Raw genomic sequence first — 20,327 nt, 5'->3', positions numbered from 1 at the left:
GAACAGTAGCCAAACAGATTAATTGTCTTAGGCTGACTTACCTTCAGTTACGTCCATAGTAACTTCTTTAGGAACTTTCCAGTAACCTGCTGTGGTGTGTTTATCTAACACGGCGAACAATTCTGCTTCAGGTATTGGCTTAGAGAAATAGTAACCTTGAATAATATCGCAATCATTTTCAGTCAAACTACGTAATTGCGCTTTAGTTTCAACTCCTTCCGCCACCACGATTAAGCCTAGGTTTTTTACCATAGCAATAGTTGAGGTGATAATTTGAAAATCAGAATGATTTTCCAGCATGCCAAAAATAAAGCTTTTATCTATTTTTATAACATCCACCGGCATTTTCTTTAAATAGGCTAGTGATGAATAACCCGTACCAAAGTCATCAATAGCAAAACTAAAGCCAATCCTTTTTAACGACTGCATCATGGCGATGGTGTGATCCATATCTTTTACTAAGGTTTGTTCGGTTAACTCTAATTCAAAATCCTGCGCGCGAAGAGAAAATTCTAGTAATAATTCTGTTAAGAAGTGCGGTAAATTACTATCAATAAACTGGCCAGCAGATAAGTTAATGGCTATTCGTGAATTAGTTAAACCATATTTTTTAATGGCTACCGCTAACTCGAAACATCGACGGATAATCCAATAACCGAGCTCAATCATGTGCTGTGAGTTTTCTAGAATGGGGATAAAGTCTTCCGGGGAGATCATACCGCGTTCAGGGTGCTGCCAGCGTAAAAGTGCCTCAAAACCATATAGCCTTTTCGTTTTAGCACAGATTTGTGGCTGTAAACTTAAACTAAATTGTTGCTTGGCTAGCGCCTGCCTTACTTCACCTTCGAGCATAACTCGATGGGCAACACGTTGAAACATTTCGGGATGGTAAATATGATATTGTCCACCACCGTTATCTTTTGCTTCATACATGGCAATATCAGCATGACTGATCAAGTCATCAGACTTCTCAATAGCCGACTCGGTATAAGCGATGCCGATACTGGTAGAGACATAGAATACATTTGAACCCAATTTAATCGGCTCTTTAAACTGTAACAGTACCTTTTCAGCGACTTCAATAGCCTCGCCAATATTTTCAAGATGGCTGAGTACGATGACAAATTCATCGCCACCAAAACGAGTGGCTAAATCTATATCGCCAACACAAACGCGCACACGTTCTGCTGCTTGGATCAGTAGTTTATCGCCGATATTATGACCATTACTATCATTAACCTTTTTAAAGTCATCTAAATCAAGAAACAGTACCGCGACACCACTTTTATGGCGAGCAATATTGGCAAGTGATTTACGTAGCTGATAGTTCAGCATATTTCTATTGGGCAAGCCAGTAAGTAGGTCATACATCGCGATATTTTCTAACTCTTTGGTCTTTTGCTCGACCACTAAGTTAAGCTGCTCTAGTTCATAACTAAGTTCTTGTGATGCATGCGCTAACACATCCAACTCATCAGCAAAAATGCGCGGCCTTTTTAGATCAACTTGTCGAAATTCATCAAACTTTTTTTGCGCCAACAAAGGCAGTGCATTAGAGAGTAACAATAATCGTTTGGTAAACGGACTAGAGATATAATAAACAAAGGCGGCTAACAAGATAAAAATAATACTTAAAGAGACAATAAAACGCAGTTGATAAGCATCATTCTTAGCCTTAAAAGCCGATACATCATCAATTAAGACTAAATAAAACCCCTGTTTTCCCTGATTGGCCAACTCAAGTAAATTAAGTAAATAGCTATTATTACCAATATTAAGTTGCAGGCCCTGTGCAAGGATAGTATCTAACGTTGAGTCAGACTGATGCAATGTTAACAAGGACTCCGTTAGTCTCATATTCGAGGCTGAAATAATTTTTGCACTGGCAATATTAATGACATTATTATCTTGCTTTACGATACGAATAACTGCTACGTCCCTAGCTAAAGTGGTCTTTAGCGCAAACAGCATATCAACTAATGAAGTGCTCATAGTGACAACAACCATATTTCCTAGCTTATTGAGCAAGGGTAAACTCAACAGTAATTGGCAGTTTTGTGGGCAATAAATCCTATGATTGGGCTCTTGTAGCCTGAACACTTGGGCAATATTTTCCTGTACAGCTTGAGGGAAGTCGTTGGTTGAAAACAAAATATTTTGATGATCATCCACTAGCCAAATATCTTCTACATTGAGGTGTAATTGCAAAGCGTCATATTGTTTTTCAAGCTGTTTGGTTAGAGAAGAGAAGTCATCTTGCTCAGATAATTCGATCAAATCAGTGAATGTTTCTAACCAGACCGTTATTTTAGTACGCAAGATATTATTGTGTAAGTTGACTTGCAGTTGCCCTTGCACAGTATTATTTTGCTGAAATTCTCGATAATCTTGCTGCAAACGCCAATAGGACAGCGAGGAGAAACCTACAGCTAAAAAGAGTAAGGTTGATACAATCAGTATCAATAGTTTGGTTGGCACACTAACAAATTTTTTATTCATGGTAATACTACTGCTAGAACCAATACATCAATTGTACGGCCCACATTTGCCAATCTTCAGTATTATTAATGATGGCATTAGGCACGACCACAGGCGTTAGCCTGCCCGCACCTTTTACCCAATGATACTCCATACGCATGCTAAAATTACTAGTAATGTCGTAATTAACACCTAGGGTGATATCTTTATGAAAAGCAAAATAATATGGAATAGCTCCGCCGGTTATCTGTTGTAATTTTTTACCGTCTTTATCCTCTTTATTTAGGTAGAAATCTTCATATCGAGCTAACAAGGTTAATTGTTGCGTTAACTTATAGCGTGATTGTAAATAAAAGCCCTGACCAATATTATCTAGTTGAAAATCTGGGGAATAAAAGCCATCTATGGTAAATCGTTGCTGATATATTTCACCACTAAACTCCCATTTTTCGCCTGCATAAATGGCGTTAATGGTATAAAATTGAAAGGTAAAATCCGCATCGAAAAAAGAGTCATGACTCCCCTGCTCATAAGTAAATTCAGCATCAAGTAATGATAAGCCAAAGCGCCATGAAGAAAATGCCGGTTGCCAATAGATACTTGCTTGCGCATCATAATCTTGCTCAGCAGTCCCTTGAGCATACTCACTCAATATATTATTAGTTTGTTCATCTGAAATAGGTGAGGAACCATAGCTTAATTGCCAATCAAAATTACCATATTCATCGGTACTGTGACTTAATTTCGCCGCGATACCATCACTACCCACAGCGATATCTCTAAAACCATCAAAATAAACAGATTGTGGTAGGATAATACTGGGTCTAGCAAAGGGAATATCTCGAGAGCTGGAATAAAGCCAATGATTATTTTTAAATCGGCCAAAATATACGTTAGCCTGCCAAGATTCATTAGTATACGCGGACCAATCTAACAGCGCATAATCTACTCGGGCACCTTGTGAATAACGATTGCCACCATCTAAATAAACTACCTGAGCGGCCAAGCGAAACTTATTTGTTAATTGATAGGAAGCATTGAGACCAATTTCGGTTAGCTCTGCCGATAGTCCACCGTCATCATTAACAAAATCACTACCGTTTACGTCAATAAGGCCTTGTGAAATAAAACCATGTAGTTGAAAGTCTTGCGAGTTAGCATAACTTGTACCCTCTTCTGCTTGTGCGCTAGTCACCACACAAGCGGCTAACAAAAAAGTGCACAAGTATGTTCGAGCAAGCAAACTTCGAGCCCCAGACAAATTATTAACTCTGCTAGATACTTCTACAGCAGCATTAGTCTTTAATTTTGACAACATTTAATACTCCTTTACCGCTAACCTTTTGCCCATCATCCATATTAAGTGGCTGTTGACTGCTAGAGTCATTAAAGCTTTGACTTAATTTTATTAACGTTGCCTCACCTATATAACCAATAGCGCCAGGGGTGTTGCTGACGGCTTGGATAAGTTCTTGTTCAGACTTTACCACCGTCGGTGCCACGCCTAAACCTGAATAAGTCAATTTATGCCAGATACGATTCAGTTGATAGGGGAATATTTGCAAACGCTCTTTAGCAAAACGTTGGTGGAGTGCATGCTGACTAGGTAAAACAAATACCGTGATCGCTTGATTATCACTCCAGCGTAACTGACGCATAGTGTAAATACGCCGTAACTGTGATTTAGTTAAGCTACGTTCAGTAACTTGTGGGTGAGTGACTACTTCAATAGCTGCAACTTGTGGGGTCACAAGGCACGCTAGCATAAGTACAATAGCCAGAAAATAGTGTTTAATAAGGAAGCCCTACAATAAAGCTGAACAAATGTAAAAATACTTTTAAAATCAATACAGTAATAACTATAACTAGGTAATGATAGCCCAAATCAGTAATAAATCAAACACCTGTAGCTACATAAAGAGGTTTGACCAGTACTTTGCAGCTATATTCTTCGAAAACACAGTGATTATCGCCAATAACAAAAAAACAGTGGAAAATTAACCTTTTTAGTTCACAGCACCGTTATTTTGTGTAATTATTAGCCCTAATGATTTTTAATGGTGTTTTAACAGAAGATGAGCACAAAGTTTACAGTTTTAGTGTTAAATGGCCCAAATTTGAATATGCTGGGTAAACGCGAGCCTAGCATCTACGGTACACAAAGCTTAGCTGACATTATTGCTGAGTTGAGCCAACAAGCTACTGAAAAACATATTGAGTTAAAACATTTACAAAGCAATGCTGAGCATGAATTAATCGATGCGATTCACCAAGGCTTCCAGCAGGTAGATTTTATCATCATTAATCCGGCTGCATATACTCATACTAGTGTCGCCCTTCGAGATGCTTTGCTTGCTGTGGCCATACCTTTTATAGAGGTGCATTTATCAAATGTGCATGCGCGTGAAGCTTTTAGAAAACACTCATATTTGTCTGATATTGCCCTAGGTGTTATTTGCGGTTTTGGTGCGCAAGGTTATAGCTTCGCCCTAGAAGCGGCAAGCACATACCTAAACAAAGCAGCAAACGACAAATAACCATCAATTACAAACCGTAACAGTTAATGACCAAACATTAACCTATATTAAAAAATATTAATTTTAGTAACCCTAATTTAAGGTGTCCCAATGGATATTCGTAAAATAAAAAAACTTATCGAACTGGTTGAAGAGTCCGGTATCAACGAGCTAGAGATCTCTGAAGGTGAAGAATCAGTACGCATTTGCCGTGGCGTTGTTGCAGTGGCCCCAGTAATGCAAGCGGCTCCTTTAGCTGCTCCGGTTGCCCCAGTTGCAGTGGCTCCTGCTGAAGTAGCAGCTCCAGCACCTACTGGTCATATCGTTCGTTCTCCTATGGTTGGTACTTACTATGCTTCCGCTTCACCTGATGCACCCGCATTTGCTGAAGTCGGTAAACATGTAAATGCTGGCGATACTTTATGTATTGTTGAAGCAATGAAAATGATGAACCAAATTGAAGCGGACAAGTCTGGCGTTATTAAAGAAATTTTAGCGCAAAATGAAGACGCCATTGAATTTGACCAACCGCTATTCATCATTGAATAAGCCCGTATATATTCAGAGATAAGGGTTATTCCATGTTAGATAAAGTTGTTATCGCCAATCGTGGCGAAATTGCCTTAAGAATATTGCGCGCCTGTAAAGAGCTTGGTATCAAAACCGTGGCTGTTCATTCAACTGCTGATAAAGACCTTAAACACGTTTTGTTAGCGGATGAAACCATTTGTATTGGTAAAGCACCCGCACCTGATAGCTACCTTAATATTCCGGCAATCATTACCGCAGCAGAAGTAACCAATGCAGTTGCTATTCATCCTGGTTATGGTTTTTTAGCAGAAAATGCTGATTTTGCTGAACAAGTTGAAAACTCTGGTTTTATCTTTATCGGTCCAACGGCAGAAAGCATCCGTATTATGGGTGATAAAGTTGCGGCAATAAAATCGATGAAAGGTGCGGGAGTGCCTTGTGTACCTGGCTCTGATGGTCCATTGACTGAAGATAATGCGCAAAATAAGGCTCATGCCAAACGCATCGGTTACCCGGTAATCATTAAAGCGGCTGGTGGTGGTGGTGGTCGTGGCATGCGCGTAGTGCGTAGTGAAGGAGAATTGGTCGAGGCTATTGCCTTAACCAAAAAAGAAGCGGGTACTATTTTCAAAAATGATATGGTTTACATGGAAAAATTCCTTGAAAATCCACGTCATATTGAAATTCAAATCCTTGCTGATGGCCAAGGCAGCGCAATTCACTTAGGTGAGCGTGATTGTTCAATGCAACGACGTCACCAAAAAGTAGTTGAAGAAGCACCGGCACCAGGTATTACTCCTGAAATGCGCGCCAAAATTGGTGAGCGTTGTTGTAATGCTTGTCTTGAGATTAACTATCGCGGTGCTGGTACGTTTGAATTCTTATATGAAAATGGTGAATTCTACTTCATTGAAATGAATACCCGTATTCAGGTTGAGCATCCAGTAACAGAAATGATCACGGGTGTTGACTTGATCAAAGAGCAACTACGTATTGCCGCTGGTCAACCGTTATCATATACCCAAGACGATATTAAAATTTCAGGTCACTCAATTGAATGTCGTATAAATGCTGAAGATCCTCGTACTTTTATTCCGTCACCGGGTAAGATTACCCGTTTCCACCCACCAGGTGGTTTAGGTGTACGTTGGGATTCTCATATTTATGCTGGTTATTCTGTACCGCCACATTATGACTCTATGATTGGTAAACTAATCACTTGGGGTGATAACCGTGATGTTGCTATTGCGCGTATGCGTAATGCCTTAGCCGAATTAGTGATTGACGGTATTAAAACTAACATTACTTTGCATCAAGATATTTTAAATGATCAAGGTTTTGTTAATGGTGGTGCTAACATTCATTACTTAGAACAGAAGTTAGCTGAACTTGACTAGTTTTTATTAGAAAACACTATTGCTCACTCCTAGACCTGCTGTCTCCGTGAGCTAGTGCACATCTGGTACATATCGAAAATGTGCGTCCTGCATTTTCTGAATACCGTACATCCTGTACATATCGAAAATGTGCGTCCTGCATTTTCTGAATACCGTACATCCTGTACATATTAAAAGCTCTGCAAATGCAGAGCTTTTTTGTTATTCTAGCGCGGTAAATATTTCACTTATTTTGAGTTAACAACGCTTATGTCCAATTCCCATGAAAAACCCCTAGCGCCGGCCGACGATGATTGTTGTGGTGGTGGTGCCTGTAACCCTTGTGTATGGGATGGTTATTACCTTGAATTACAAACATGGCGCATAGAAGAAGCAAAACGCAGGGAACAAGCCAAGACTGAGTAAAACTCAAAATAAGCCATATTAAAATTAATAAAAAAGCCAGTAAAGCTAAGCTTTACTGGCCTTTTACTATTCATTATTAGCATATTTTCAATGATTGATTACACCTTGGCAATACGCTTAGCAAAGGTATTTGCCTTATTAAAGCCTATGCTTGAGTTCCAAGCGAGTTTACTAAACATCAAGTAACACCAAGGCACAAGATACAAACTAGTCACTGTAGAGAATGTTAAGCCACCAATAATGGCCACAGCCAACGGTGCGTAAGATGGGCCATCACCGCCGAGTTGTGTTGAGCCTAGCGCAAGTGGCACCATGCCTAATACGGTTGTCGCCACAGTCATTAACACCGGTCGAAGTCGAGTAATGCATATATCGGCGATCACGGCTTCCAATTGCTCAATATTTGGTGACATCTGATTTATTTGATCAATTAAGACAATGCCATTATTGACCACTATGCCCATCAGGATCAAAATGCCAATCATGCCCATCACCGACATACTGGTACCCGTAAGCAGGAAAAACCAAAAGACACCGACAATGGAGTATAAAATAGAGCTAATAATAGCTGTGGGTAATAATAACGACTCAAATAAAGCCGCCATCACTATATAAATCATGGCTAAAGCCAACAACATATTCACCAACATAATATTTTGCTCTTGTTGTTGGCGATTAAAACCACGTCCCAATTTCCAGGTGTACCCTGGGGGTAAGTCAAAACTAGCCATGGCTTGTTCAATACGTTCTTTGGCTTGCTCCATGGTTATATCATTCATGTTTGCCCCTATGGTCAAGGCGGTTTGTCTTTCTTCACGATAAATTGCCGCTAGCCTTGGCTGAACCGTAAATTTAGCAACACTTTCTAGGGTAATATTTTGGCCATCAATTTTTGTAATCGGCAATTTTTTCAATTGATTTAACGAGTACTTAAGTTTTTCATCATAAAGTAAGCGAATATTTACTTCACCATTAGGATCATGACGGAAGCTGCGTAGTTCAACTCCCCGTAACGCCGTGCCGACAATTTGTGCAACTTGTCGAGAATCAAGCCCCAATTGGTTCGCTTTAAAGCGATCTATTACCACCACCATTTCTTTTTGATGCTGAGATACATCACTTTTTACATCGGTTAAGCCGTCAACATGGGCAAGTATCGGCACGATTTGCTCAGAGAGCGTCATTAACATTTCTGTTGAGGCGCCCAACAAGGTGACACTAACACCACCACTTTTAGCACTCTGCCAACCAAAGTCAGGTTTAGCAGCATAAAATGCCGGCATATTTTTTCGAATGCGTTCTTTTAATTCATTCATGGAAATATCGCGATTTTCTTTGAGTAACAAGGTAGAAGAGGCCCGTTCACCACTGTAATAACTGTAAACAGAATCAATATAGAATTCCTCTTTATGTTCATACAAATAGGCTTCCATACGATTCACCATGGCTTCTACATGCTCAAGTGGAAATTGACCTTCAACGTGATAACGCATAAATAGGCGGGTTCCGTCTTGATTGTCATTATTATCTGAGGTGATCACTCCCATAGGAATCGCCGAACTTGCTAAAATCAACAAGGCGCAAAATCCGGTAATTTTGGGGTGAGCTAATACCCAGGAAAGGCTTTTTTTATAGCGCATACTGCCATTATTAACCGTTGACTTTTTATCACTATGGTTCGATTTTTTGCTTGAGCTAGCAACAAGATTTTCCAGTGGAATTTTAGATAATAATAAGGGCAGCAAGGTTTTAGCAATCAATAACGAGGCCGCTAAGGAAATACAGATGGCAATAGCGACATGCTCTAAGAAAACGGTGATTTGTACCTTTTCGCCAATGATATTTGGCAGAAATACTATCATGGTCGTTAATGTGCCTGTCATGACGGCCAAGGAGACTTTATCAACACCGCGCAATATATTGCGAATTTTTTCTTGCTGAGTCGTTGCCGGATTATTCCGGTGTTCGGCAGCAATTGACTCCGTCACCACTACCGAGTTATCAACCAACATACCGACCGCTAATAATAGTCCCATCATTGACAGAATATTCAGTGAGTAGCCTAAAAAGTACATAACCGCTAAGGTGATACAAATAGAAAAGGGTACTGATGCCACCACCAGAATAGTTGCGGTAGTGTTGCGCAGAAAAAGAAATAACACCATAAAGGATAGTACCGCACCAATGGCGCCAGCCATTAATAAGGCCGACAATGAATCGGTCACCCCTTTTGCCTGATCCTCCATCATAAAAATATTGATACCACTAAACTGCGAACTTTGCGATATTTCATCAACCGCGCTAACAACTCGGCCAGCAACATCGACCAGGTTAGCACTGGATTCTTTAAAAATATTGACGCCAATAGCGTAACTTCTGTCTAAATGTCGACCGTCGATTCTTTCTGGTTGCTCAAATAACACCTGCGCAATATCGCCAAGATAAACGTTATCTTTAACCACTAGGCCTCGTATATCATTTAGTTGAGTAAACTCTCCTTTAGGACTAATGCGAATAGTATTCGTTGCTGACCTTAATGAGCCAGCATTGATGGTAAAGTTATGGGCCTGTAGCATTTTTGTTAGTTGCAAAACATCAATGTTATGACTTGCCATGCGCTCGCTCATTAAGCGGATAGATATTTGTCGCTGGTCTACGCCATAAAGCTCAACTTTTGAAACGCCAGGCAGGCGCTCCAGTGGTTTTTTCAAATAATTATTGAGCAGCTGAAAGCTGTTTTTCAGTTCACGTTCACTGGAAATACGCAGCGTTAAAATAGGCATATCCGCAGTTGAAAACTGATAGACAAAGACACGTTGTAAATCTTCCGGTAATAAATGACGAATAGCATCAATTTTCTCACGCGCTTCTATCGCTTTGCCCGTTAAACTAGTTTCCCATGCAACTTCAATGCTTATTTCTGCGCCATGCTCTGTTGAGCGCGAACTAAGTCGCTTTATGCCACCCATAGTTGCCAGTGCTTCTTCTAGGGGTTTAGTCACTAAGCGCTCGACTTCTGCAGGGCTTGATGCTTGATACGGTGCACTTATCATCATTTCAGGGATGTCGATACCCGGCCATTTTTCCAAAGGCAGTAACTGTGTTGCCGCTATACCCATCATTAACATGGTTAGACAAAGCATCAAGGTGGTTACTGGTTTTTTAAGCGCCAGCGCAGTTAAGTTAAAGCTACTATTAGACATTGTGTGGCTCCGGTAATGCGCTTATGCCAGGCTCGTTATTCTCTTCAACACATAAACCGTCAACGGTCAGCGAAGCAATTTTTTTATGATCAAACAAATGATAAAGCACAGGTAAAACGATTAAGGTTAATAGCGTTGAGCAAAGTAGACCGCTGATTACTGTTATCGCCATAGGCGTTCTGAGCTCGGCCCCTTCGCCCACCCCGAATGCCATAGGAAGCAAGGCCAGTGCCGTGGTAAGTGTCGTCATTATAATAGGACGTAATCGAGACTGAGCAGCCTGCGTTATAGCCATAGCTTTATCTAAACCTTGGGCCCGTAATTGGTTAATTCTATCAAGTAAAACAATGGCATTATTCACCACAATACCCGCCAACATAATCAAACCAATAAAGACGATGACACTGATATTACAGCCAAATAGATATAAGCCATAAATAGAGCCAACACCTGCTAACGGTACGCTGAACAAGATTAATAAGGGTTGTAATAATGACTCAAACTTAGAAGCCATCACCAGGTAAACTAAAAATACCGCCAAGGTTAATGCCATCAGCATGGAGTTAAATGACTGTTGCATTTCTTCGCTTTGTCCGCCAAAAGTCGCTACTACGCTTAACGGCAGTTTTAATTGCTGGATTAATTCATTGGCCTTAGCTAAGGCACTATTTTGATCGCCCATCGCTATATTGGCACTAATAATCGCAACACGCTGTTGGTTAATGCGGTTAATTTGCGCTGGACCAACGGTTTCAACAATAGTACTGATACTGTCAAGTGTGATAGGAAAGTCACTATTGGGGTTAACCACAAGCTCCCTTAAATCGGCAATAGAATCACGTTGTTTGGCATCGCTGCGTACTAATATATCTATCTTGCGATCAAGTAAGGTATATTTGCTGGCAATATTCCCGCCGATGTTCACCGCGACAAGTCGCGCTATATCGGGTGCATTCAAGCCTAACTGAGCAATTTTTTGCTGATTAAAATGTATGGCTAATTCTGGTTGCCCTTTACGTTGGCTGTTGGCAACATCAACAAACTGTGCATCTTGGTGCATCAATGTTGTTAATTTATTACTGTAGCTGGTTAGCAAGTTAAGATCATAACTGGCCAATTCTATGCTGATTGGTTTACTAAAAGTAAACAATTCTGGTTGGTTTAATTGGGTAGTAGCGCCAACAATTTTTTCACTATACTGACGAATATCCGCCATCACTTGTCGTTCATCTTGACTATCATGCAGCATTATTTGCAACCTAGCCTGATGCTCACCACCTTTATCCGCATTACTGGTCATTAAACTGCCTCGACCCGTTAATGAATAGGTACTTTTAATGCGTTTATCTTGCTGTAATTTTTCAGCGATTTTATTTATGGTGCTGTCTGTTACTGCCAGCGGTGTACCCGGAGCAAGCTCAAGTTCAAGATAAAACTCTCCTTGCGCCAACGGCGGTAATAATTCCACCCCTATTTTAGGTAAGATGAAGAAAGCTGAACCCGCAAAGACTAGACTGATCAGTAAGGTACTAACACCATGTTTTAACGCTAGTGCTAACGATTTTTGATAAAATTCGGCTAACCGCTCAAAGACAAAATTAAATCCGGCGCTAAGTGGCTTCATGATAAAGGCAGCGACTTTATTAATCCCATGAAAAACCACAAGCACAATACGGGTAATAAGCATGGGCAAGCAAATAAAAATAACTTTAACGGGTAAAACTAAGATAAAGGTTATTTTTTTAGTCCAAACCAACGCTTTAAAACTAATTTTGTCCACATCACTATCGTCTTTTTCTTGCTCTACTGCTGGCGACATCTGTCTTGAAGCCAACATTGGTATCAAGGTTAACGCCACAACTAATGAAGCAATGAGGGCAAAAGCGACTGTCATGGCTTGATCGGCAAAGAGCTGTCCGGCGACACCTTCGACAAAAATTAACGGCACAAAAACCGCCAACGTAGTGAGTGTTGAGGCAATAATAGCGCCACTCACTTCTTTAGTGCCTTTTCGAGCAGCTTCAACAACATTCAAGCCCTGCTCTTTATAGCGGGCAATATTTTCCAACACCACGATGGCATTATCGACCAGTAACCCCATTGCTAAGGCAATGCCACCAAGGGACATGATATTAAGACTGATATCGTTAGCATACATCATGTTAAATGTGGCAATAACCGACACCGGTATTGATAAAGAAATAATAAGGGTTGGGATAATCGAGCGCAAGAAAAGGTATAGAATGAACATCGCCAATAAACCACCAATGATCGCCGCTGATTTCACCTCGCTAATGGCATTAGTAATAAAGGTTGATTGATCATAGACCACAGTTAATTGATAGCGCTCCCCCAATAACTTATTAATGGCATCGAGCTTATTATTGATTAAGTTTGCCACTTGCACCGTATTAGCATCACCTTCTTTATATATGGCTAATTCAACCGCCTCAACCGCGTTAATACGGGTTATATCGGTGCGTTCTTTGTAACCATCAACAATGGTAGCAATATCACTTAGGGTGATTATTTTCTCATTTTCGCGATAAACCACCAGATCGCCAATTTGACTGATATGAGTAAACTGATTCAGCGTACGCACTAGGTATTGAGTATTGCCCTCAATTAACTTACCGGCGGAAATGTTGATATTTTCGGCATGAATTCGATTAATGATATCTTGGCTACTTAAATTAAGCTGCGCTAATTTGTGTTGATCAATAACAACTTGATATTCTTGTTCAAGACCACCACCTAATTTTACCGATGCCACACCGAGTAGTGATTCTAATTGTCGCTTCACCTCATATTCAGCAAACGTTCGGAGCTCGGTTAAGCCAGCCACCGAATTATCTGAAGTTTGTAAACCCAAACGGATAATGGGATCTAAAGACGGGTTAAACTTCAAAATAAGTGGCTTTTGTACATCAAGGGGTAAACGAATAAGATCAAGCTTTTCCCTCACTTCTAAGCTGGTGATATCCATAGCAACATCCCAGTCAAACTCAAGTAACACATCTGACTGCCCCGCTTTAGATACCGAGCTTATTTTCCTTAATCCCTTTACCACACCAACCGCTTCTTCAATGGGTTTAGTAATTAATTGCTCAATTTCAGCAGGGGCGGCTCCTATATAGTTAGTGCGCACAGTCAAGGTAGGATAAGACAGTTCAGGTAACAGGTTAACCGCCAGCCGAGATAAGCCCACTAAACCAAAAAGCATGACGGCAAAAGTAAACATCCAGATGGTAACCGGACGTTTTATCGCCACATCAACAATACTCATGATAAAGCTCCAATGGTATTTACACTACTGATTAACAAGGCAATAAAAATTATTAAAATGGTGGCTACCGGGTGTTTGGCAACCACAAAGAATAAGCTATCAATCAAAATATTCATGCTACTGACTCTCTATTTAGTCGCTATTACGATTACTGTATCTGTTTCGATTAACTCTTCATCATTGAAACTATCTTCTGCGCTAGGTTTGGCATTTAATATTTCAACCAAGGCGTTTGCTTTGAGATTATGTTGACCGTTAACCACGACACTATCACCTTCATGTAACTGACCACTTATCTCGGTCAGTTGCTCTTGCACAAAACCTTTGTTGATTAACACTTCTACGGCTTTATTATCCTTTACTAAGTAAATTTTACTTTGGTTATCAAGGGTAATGATGGCATCCGTTGGAATAGTTAAGGTATCTTTATGGGTAGCAAAAGTCAGGGCGATTTGTGCAAACATACCTGGCTTTAATTGCAACTCGTCATTAGCTAAAGACAAAATCACCTTGAAAGTACCACTGCGGCTGTCGATAACCGGAGAAATTGAGCGCACTTGCGCAATAAATTGTTGCCCTTGTCGAGCACTAAAGTTTAATAAGGCCTGTTGCCCTAATTTCACATAGCTCAGCTTATGTTCCGGTAAATAAACCACAGCTTGTAAACTTGATGGATCAACAATATGGAATAATTTTTGATAGCCCTGGGTAAAGTGACCCGTTTTAATAAGGCGCTGGGAAATATAACCTGAAATGGGCGCAACAATTTGACTGTCCAGCAAATCTAGGACGGCTAACTCTCTTGCCGCTATCGCAGCTCTATGCTGATATTTCAATTTATCTAATGCTTGTGCACTCACTAATTGCTTTTCGACCATTAAAGACAAACGCTGCAACTCTTGCTTAACACCGGCAAGTTCTGCTTCCGCTTTATCGAGTGCCAATTGATAACGTCTAGCATCAACTTTAGCCAGCAGTTGACCTTTTTCAACAAAATCACCTTCTTCAACCGTTAGCTCTTCAATAATACCGGTCACGCGGGTGATAATGTCCGCTTCATTACGAGATTCTAATATCGCTGTGGTGTGGAAATTTGATGAAATGTCTTTACGCTCGATACTCACCACCATTACAGGTATGGCAAATTCTGCAACTTTATTATCCTCGTCCTTCGCTTCGGGCTCTGAACACGCGGTTAAAAAGGCGGTTGTCAGCAGTGCTGAAACAAGAAGTGATGTTTTAGAAAAAGTAAGCATGGGATATTTCCGTATTTTTAATAATGCATTAAAAATAGCACAAGCTATGCCAGTTACTCATTTTCCATATGTAACAATAAGTTACATTTAAAAGCACCGATTAACAATTCACTATGTGGTGAAATTGACTAATGAATTAGTGTTTTGCTTAGTTATTGTTGTCAAATTAACTATTTATCCTCGTTCCACGGCAAGAGGCAGGGTTCTGTGGGAATTTAAAAGACTGGAGGAATTATCATTTGTCGTGCACACAAACTAGCCTTTGAGCCCCAGGTCACTGGACCGAGTAATGTAAATATCGGCAAGACCACAACGGTACAAAAAACAACCTAATTAAAACAATTCTCTACAGTGTTACTGGTTATGATTGCTTAATATCTAATCACTAGCTAAACAGTGAGACCAATATTATGTTACATACCCTAATACTAGACAAAGACTTAACCGCTGTGACCACTTTTATCGCTGATAGCAGAGAGCAAGACTATAGTCTTGACACCTTATGGGACCAGCTTAACCTTAGCCAACAATATGCGGTATCTAGCCTGGGACAGTTTGGTTACCTACTTACCTATGTGCGGTCACTTGGCAGCAATACCCTAGCAATACTCAAACAAGATAAAAAAATAGCGACGATCAACCAAGCCGGTATTATTAATATTAATCCGGCTATTCATTGTCGTCAGTAGCAGTCGCTCGCCTTTTAACTACACTTGATTAACTAAAACTGCATTTCAGGAATTTCACCACTAATAACAAGTTCACCTTGAGTTAGCTTGATTATTTCGTCCACCGACACTCCAGGCGCACGTTCAAGTAAATGAAACTTACCCGCTTTAATTTCAATAAACGCTAAATCTGTTAATACTTTTTTAATACAGCCCTTACCTGTTAGCGGTAAAGTACAATTACTCAGTAATTTAGCAGCGCCAGCCACTAGAACCATGGCGACATCCCTGATCCTATCTTTAACTGTCAGGAATGTACCAGCCGCAACTATGCACATATTGAATAGGCATTAATGCGAGATCCAGTTCATCATTTCAAGGAGCACTTTGTTAAGGTTTTCAGATATCAGCCAATACACAAAACCTATCAACAACTCTTCAAGAGAAGGCTGATGTCTGAAAGGCTCACAATGAAGAAACCGCGGGAAGCTAGCGCTGTGCTATGGGGATTGCTTAATTATCTTTTGGTCTTGGTGGGTAAAATACTTTATCAATATTAATTTACGTTGCTTCAACGTGTTTTTCACTGTGATATTTCTCCTAATACTATTTTATTTTAGTCCTTATTCGGCAATTGTGGGCAAACCGAACAAGACTAGCCCTTATCTCCACTTCCGATAATTTAACCTTTGCCAATCTGCACCGCTAATTCAGTATTAAGGGCGGTGCACGAGGCAAATACAAATGAAGCAATACTTCGGTCACTATCATGCCTGCACCACAACAAGGGCACACAAAGGTAGCTGTTGGCTCATGCGCTTTTGTCTCACCCGATATCTCTTGAACCAATGGCACTATCGGGACTTTGACGTTTAATAATTGTCGCGCCTTAGCCAAATTCTTTTTACGACCTGTGTTAGCCGTCAAACCGTAATGACGAATACGGTGAAAACCACTCGGTAACACATGCAGCAAAAAACGTCGGATAAACTCATCTTTCGTCAACGTCATGACACGGTGTCGATTTTGCTCCTTAACGCGATAGTTCTTCCACTTAAAACTCACCGAGTCATTATCCATACTCACTAAGCGAGAATTCGCGATAGCGACACGGTGGGTATAGCGAGATAAATAGGCCAGTACTGCTTGTGGCCCTGCAAAGGGTCGTTTGGCATATACTACCCATTCAACGTTGCGTTGATTGTTTAGCCAAGCCAGGAAGGCTTTTTCCTCCGTAATAGATAAACAATCACCAAAGAACTGTAATTTATTCTGCTCATACGCTTCACGTAATCCCTCAAGATATAACCGTCGAAACAACCGTGATAATACCCGCACAGGTAAGAAAAAACCTGATTGACACGATATCCACTTTTCACCATCAAGTGATAAACCACCGCCAGGAATAATGCCATGCACATGCGGGTGATGCGTCATGGCACTGCCCCACGTATGCAAGACAAAAGTCACACCTAAGCGAGCACCTAAATGTTTGGTATCCGCGCCAATCGTTAACAGTGTTTTGGCAGCCGTTTTAAGTAACAACCCAACCATCACTGATTTGTTGTAATAAGCCAATTCACTGATAGGTTGTGTCAAGGTGAAGACAACATGATAATAATCGACAGGTAATAACTCTGTTTGTCGTGCAGCTAACCAGCGTTTCGCTGCGCTGGCTTGGCACTTCGGACAATGGCGATTTCGACATGAGTTATAAGCAATTTGAGTATGCTCACAGGCAGGGCAATGTAAAACATGACCACCGAGCACTTCACTGCGGCAATGTTCAACGGCAGACATCACTTTGAGTTGATCTAAACTGACATGACCCGCATGACTCTCACGCCAATGTTGGCCGTGCGCTCGAAAGACATCGGCCACTTCCAGTGTTGGGCGAGGCATGAGCGGCTCAATGCTTTATCGATAATGAATCTAATGGGCTGATAACTTGTCTGAGTAAATCCGTGGCCACTTGCGTATACCGCGCCGTGGTATTCAGTTGAGCATGCCCCCGTAATACTTGGATCACGCGAATATCTACACCCGCTTCAAGTAAGTGCGTAGCAAAACTATGACGCAAAGTATGCATTGATACATTCTTGTCAATATCCGCCGCTTTAGCTGTTTGCTTACAGACTCGACTCAAGTGACGAGCTGTCATGTGGTCGATAGGGTTCAAGCCAGGAAATAACCAACTACCTGCAAACATTTGGCCTTCATGGTTCGCAAAACACCACCAATCCCGAAGATGATCAACGAGTGCGGGTGATAACAGCGCATAGCGATCACGACTGCCTTTACCTTGCTCAACACGCAGGATCATACGTTCACTATCAATATCACTCACTTTTAAAGACACCACTTCACTGACACGTAATCCAGAGCCATAAGCGACGGCTAACGCGGCTTTGAATTTAGGATGCATGGGACAAGACATAAAGCGCTTAGCCTCTTCTAGACTCAACACCACAGGCAATTTACGGGCAACGGTCACGGGACAAATCCGTGCGATGACTTCAGGTTTATCGAGTGTTATTTTGAATAAGAACATAAGTGCGGTTAGCGTGGCATTGACGGTGAGTCCAGAAACACCGTGAGTGACCATGAAAAGTTGGAACTCACGCAACTCTTCTTGGGTGGTGGTTTCAGGTGAGTGTTGTAAAAACTCACAGAGTTTATTCACACCACGGATATAAGAAAATTGTGTGTTAGTGGCAAGTTTACGCAGGATCATGTCTTCGTTAATACGCTGACGCAGTGGTACTGAAAAGTATGGGCTAATGTTCATGAGGTATTCTCCAAGCTAAGGTGAGGCGACATGCCTCAAGACTTAGTGTAGGAATAAGCGAAGGTGTTATAGGGATGAACGGTGCTTGCCAAACACACCATTACCGCGGAGCGGTTTAGTTCTTAGTGCGCTAAGTTGACGTTAGTTATTGATTGCTGTTTAGGCCAACTTAGCGCTAAAAGCGGACATTAGGTTTAATACCTGTAATTGTTGACTAGCATCCAAAAGTGATGCAATTTAACAGGACTGTTCAATGCGTCCTATTGCTTCAATAATGACACCCGTTACGTTGAAGTAAATGTCAATGGGCGAATATATATGTCGAGTTGACTTTTACCTGTATAGACACCGACGTTAATTTTATTTTGATTATTTGTGCTATTCATAATAAGCTGACTTTGCCTTCCTATTCTGGCTCGAGGGCCTGTTGAGTACCCGTGTTTAGTCTTTGGAGATTCATATAGCGATATTACTTGTTATCGGTCTCTCGATAGAGGAACCTTTGTTCATTCGAACTACTGTATAAAAGGCTTTGTTGTAGCCAAAGCTTGAGCCTCATTTCCCCCAAGCTTGGTTTAAATAATAATTAACTTATGAGTGTATTATCCATACAAGGGTTTATCTAATGAAAAAAATACTTTCTACATCACTTCTTTTATTGACGGCAAGTCTATTTACAACAGCTCTAACGGTATATGCAGATGTATTAACACTAAAAGATGGACAAACTATTACCGGTAAGTTTATTTCTAAAGATGCTAATAATGTTGTTTTTGAAATTGCTGGCCAGCAATTAAAATTTGACAGCGCTAAAGTAACGGGCATCAGTTTTGGTGAACTTGTTAGCGTATCTAGTAGCATGAAAAATACTCAGCCTGTAGCTAAAGAAGCCATTGCAAAAGTTGAATCTGACGTGGTAACTAAAAAAATAACGGTTCCTGCTGGGACTCGTATGGTAGTAAGAACAAATACAGCTCTTAGTACCAATAAACACGCAACAGGTCATAAATTCACCGCAAAACTTGAAGCTGATATGGTCGTTGATGATGTGGTGGTAGCACCTCGTGGTAGCACCGTTTATGGCGTGGTTTTTGAGGCTAAAAAGTCAAGGCGCTTAGTAGGTAAATCGACCATGGTGTTAACCTTTACCGATATAATGATAAATAATAAAATGGTCGCGATAAAAACTTCAGCAGTGAAAGCTATTACTGAAGCTGAAGCTAAGAACACGATAAAAAGAACAGCTAGAGCAGCAGCCATTGGTGGTTTAATTGATGGTTCTGATGGTGCTAAAACAGGCGCTAAAGTAGGCCTTGGGCTGGCGTTGTTAAGTGGTGGTAAAAGTATCAACATTCCTGCTGGCACATTACTAGAGTTTCAAATAGCTGCGCCATTTACGCCTTAATTTAAGGGTGCAAGGTTATAAAAATGGCAAAGTTAACCTTGCCATTTTTATACAAACGAAATATTTTTTGCTCAATAAAGTAACATGCCTATGTAGTTTACTCAGGAACTCTTTGTAAACGTCATCTTCGAAGTCTCTGATCGAAGATCCATTGCTCTTTATGCACTGGATCCCCGATTAAAACACCACGGGGATGACGATCCTGAGCCAAGTGCATAGGCATGTAAAGTAATAACCTAGTACTTTAATCAGGTTGGTCAATCCGGTTCGTTCATTGTCCGCTTCTTATTACGTCAATGATTCTAGGCTGGCTTCAATATCAATGCAAAACATCTCTTCCGAAAGAATAGATATCATCAGTTCGTTTTAAAGTCTAAATGTCCTCTGAACGTTC

At 40.7% G+C, this 20,327-nt stretch carries 14 protein-coding genes and 2 pseudogenes; 6 read left to right on the top strand and 10 right to left on the bottom strand.

Annotation, left to right across the window (positions count from 1 at the left end; genetic code table 11):
- Positions 1-27: 27 nt before the first annotated feature.
- From CMT41_RS03505 to CMT41_RS03495, 3 genes are read right to left on the bottom strand one after another with little or no spacing between them, the layout of a single operon-like run.
- Positions 28-2,499, bottom strand: coding sequence for a putative bifunctional diguanylate cyclase/phosphodiesterase (locus tag CMT41_RS03505; protein ID WP_058026373.1), 2,472 nt, complete (start codon positions 2,497-2,499; stop codon positions 28-30).
- Positions 2,500-2,512: 13 nt separating this feature from the next.
- The gene (locus CMT41_RS03500) at positions 2,513-3,796 is read right to left on the bottom strand and encodes a TonB-dependent receptor (protein ID WP_058026372.1); all 1,284 of its coding nucleotides are present in this window, start codon (positions 3,794-3,796) and stop codon (positions 2,513-2,515) included.
- On the bottom strand, positions 3,774-4,229 hold the full coding sequence (locus tag CMT41_RS03495) for a hypothetical protein (protein ID WP_197410247.1): 456 nt from the start codon (positions 4,227-4,229) through the stop codon (positions 3,774-3,776). Before CMT41_RS03495 ends, CMT41_RS03500 begins: the two co-directional genes overlap by 23 nt.
- 324 nt (positions 4,230-4,553) lie before the next feature.
- On the opposite strand from CMT41_RS03495, the gene aroQ reads away from it, so the two are divergent.
- The 4 genes from aroQ to CMT41_RS18495 all read left to right on the top strand — a co-directional run bounded on the left by aroQ (position 4,554) and on the right by CMT41_RS18495 (position 7,327).
- A complete protein-coding gene (aroQ, locus tag CMT41_RS03490; RefSeq protein WP_057179811.1) occupies positions 4,554-5,015 on the top strand; it encodes a type II 3-dehydroquinate dehydratase in 462 nt (153 codons plus the stop codon).
- 90 nt (positions 5,016-5,105) lie between these two features.
- Positions 5,106-5,543 carry an acetyl-CoA carboxylase biotin carboxyl carrier protein gene (gene accB / locus CMT41_RS03485; protein ID WP_058026371.1) on the top strand — a complete coding sequence of 146 codons (438 nt, stop codon included), beginning with the start codon at positions 5,106-5,108 and terminating at the stop codon, positions 5,541-5,543.
- Between the two features lie 32 nt (positions 5,544-5,575).
- Positions 5,576-6,922 carry an acetyl-CoA carboxylase biotin carboxylase subunit gene (accC, locus tag CMT41_RS03480; RefSeq protein WP_057179809.1) on the top strand — a complete coding sequence of 449 codons (1,347 nt, stop codon included), beginning with the start codon at positions 5,576-5,578 and terminating at the stop codon, positions 6,920-6,922.
- A gap of 249 nt (positions 6,923-7,171) precedes the next feature.
- Positions 7,172-7,327 carry an oxidoreductase-like domain-containing protein gene (locus CMT41_RS18495; protein ID WP_082606413.1) on the top strand — a complete coding sequence of 52 codons (156 nt, stop codon included), beginning with the start codon at positions 7,172-7,174 and terminating at the stop codon, positions 7,325-7,327.
- Positions 7,328-7,425: 98 nt separating this feature from the next.
- Here CMT41_RS18495 and CMT41_RS03475 read toward each other — a convergent pair whose 3' ends face one another.
- The 3 genes from CMT41_RS03475 to CMT41_RS03465 form a co-directional block, all read right to left on the bottom strand.
- Positions 7,426-10,530 (bottom strand): efflux RND transporter permease subunit, encoded by a 3,105-nt coding sequence (locus CMT41_RS03475; RefSeq protein ID WP_058026370.1) that lies wholly within the window; start codon positions 10,528-10,530, stop codon positions 7,426-7,428.
- Positions 10,523-13,816 (bottom strand): efflux RND transporter permease subunit, encoded by a 3,294-nt coding sequence (locus CMT41_RS03470; RefSeq protein ID WP_058026369.1) that lies wholly within the window; start codon positions 13,814-13,816, stop codon positions 10,523-10,525. Before CMT41_RS03470 ends, CMT41_RS03475 begins: the two co-directional genes overlap by 8 nt.
- Positions 13,817-13,944: 128 nt before the next feature.
- A complete protein-coding gene (locus tag CMT41_RS03465) occupies positions 13,945-15,072 on the bottom strand; it encodes an efflux RND transporter periplasmic adaptor subunit (protein WP_057179806.1) in 1,128 nt (375 codons plus the stop codon).
- A 410-nt stretch (positions 15,073-15,482) separates the two neighbouring features.
- Here CMT41_RS03465 and CMT41_RS03460 point away from each other — a divergent pair, with 410 nt between their 5' ends.
- The gene (locus CMT41_RS03460) at positions 15,483-15,761 is read left to right on the top strand and encodes a hypothetical protein (RefSeq protein ID WP_058026368.1); all 279 of its coding nucleotides are present in this window, start codon (positions 15,483-15,485) and stop codon (positions 15,759-15,761) included.
- Between the two features lie 32 nt (positions 15,762-15,793).
- On the opposite strand, the pseudogene CMT41_RS03455 reads toward CMT41_RS03460, so the two are convergent.
- The 4 genes and pseudogenes from CMT41_RS03455 to CMT41_RS18970 all read right to left on the bottom strand — a co-directional run.
- A pseudogene (locus CMT41_RS03455) lies at positions 15,794-16,003 on the bottom strand (succinyl-CoA--3-ketoacid-CoA transferase); the annotation flags it as partial.
- A gap of 442 nt (positions 16,004-16,445) precedes the next feature.
- Positions 16,446-17,642, bottom strand: a complete 1,197-nt coding sequence (locus CMT41_RS03445; protein WP_058026365.1) for an IS91 family transposase — start codon at positions 17,640-17,642, stop codon at positions 16,446-16,448.
- 7 nt (positions 17,643-17,649) lie between these two features.
- The gene (locus CMT41_RS03440) at positions 17,650-18,528 is read right to left on the bottom strand and encodes a tyrosine-type recombinase/integrase (RefSeq protein WP_058026364.1); all 879 of its coding nucleotides are present in this window, start codon (positions 18,526-18,528) and stop codon (positions 17,650-17,652) included.
- Positions 18,529-18,771: 243 nt separating this feature from the next.
- Positions 18,772-18,914, bottom strand: a pseudogene (locus tag CMT41_RS18970) (IS110 family transposase); the annotation flags it as partial.
- Between the two features lie 239 nt (positions 18,915-19,153).
- Here CMT41_RS18970 and CMT41_RS03435 point away from each other — a divergent pair.
- On the top strand, positions 19,154-19,933 hold the full coding sequence (locus CMT41_RS03435) for a hypothetical protein (RefSeq protein ID WP_058026363.1): 780 nt from the start codon (positions 19,154-19,156) through the stop codon (positions 19,931-19,933).
- Positions 19,934-20,327 lie beyond the last annotated feature (394 nt).

Origin of the sequence: Colwellia sp. MT41, from assembly GCF_001444365.1 — a bacterium.
Classification (GTDB): domain Bacteria; phylum Pseudomonadota; class Gammaproteobacteria; order Enterobacterales; family Alteromonadaceae; genus Colwellia; species Colwellia marinimaniae.
Note: the sequence above shows the minus strand (reverse complement) of the source record. Positions and strands in the feature narration are given on the sequence as shown.

What these genes read in the sequence shown, in the direction of transcription:
- CMT41_RS03440 (WP_058026364.1), bottom strand. Translation starts at nt 18,528, where the DNA reads ATGAACATTAGCCCATACTTTTCAGTACCACTGCGTCAGCGTATTAAC.
- CMT41_RS18495 (WP_082606413.1), top strand. Translation starts at nt 7,172, where the DNA reads ATGTCCAATTCCCATGAAAAACCCCTAGCGCCGGCCGACGATGATTGT.
- CMT41_RS03475 (WP_058026370.1), bottom strand. Translation starts at nt 10,530, where the DNA reads ATGTCTAATAGTAGCTTTAACTTAACTGCGCTGGCGCTTAAAAAACCA.
- CMT41_RS03465 (WP_057179806.1), bottom strand. Translation starts at nt 15,072, where the DNA reads ATGCTTACTTTTTCTAAAACATCACTTCTTGTTTCAGCACTGCTGACA.
- accC (WP_057179809.1), top strand. Translation starts at nt 5,576, where the DNA reads ATGTTAGATAAAGTTGTTATCGCCAATCGTGGCGAAATTGCCTTAAGA.
- CMT41_RS03500 (WP_058026372.1), bottom strand. Translation starts at nt 3,796, where the DNA reads ATGTTGTCAAAATTAAAGACTAATGCTGCTGTAGAAGTATCTAGCAGA.
- CMT41_RS03505 (WP_058026373.1), bottom strand. Translation starts at nt 2,499, where the DNA reads ATGAATAAAAAATTTGTTAGTGTGCCAACCAAACTATTGATACTGATT.
- CMT41_RS03470 (WP_058026369.1), bottom strand. Translation starts at nt 13,816, where the DNA reads ATGAGTATTGTTGATGTGGCGATAAAACGTCCGGTTACCATCTGGATG.
- aroQ (WP_057179811.1), top strand. Translation starts at nt 4,554, where the DNA reads ATGAGCACAAAGTTTACAGTTTTAGTGTTAAATGGCCCAAATTTGAAT.
- CMT41_RS03460 (WP_058026368.1), top strand. Translation starts at nt 15,483, where the DNA reads ATGTTACATACCCTAATACTAGACAAAGACTTAACCGCTGTGACCACT.
- CMT41_RS03445 (WP_058026365.1), bottom strand. Translation starts at nt 17,642, where the DNA reads ATGCCTCGCCCAACACTGGAAGTGGCCGATGTCTTTCGAGCGCACGGC.
- CMT41_RS03435 (WP_058026363.1), top strand. Translation starts at nt 19,154, where the DNA reads ATGAAAAAAATACTTTCTACATCACTTCTTTTATTGACGGCAAGTCTA.
- accB (WP_058026371.1), top strand. Translation starts at nt 5,106, where the DNA reads ATGGATATTCGTAAAATAAAAAAACTTATCGAACTGGTTGAAGAGTCC.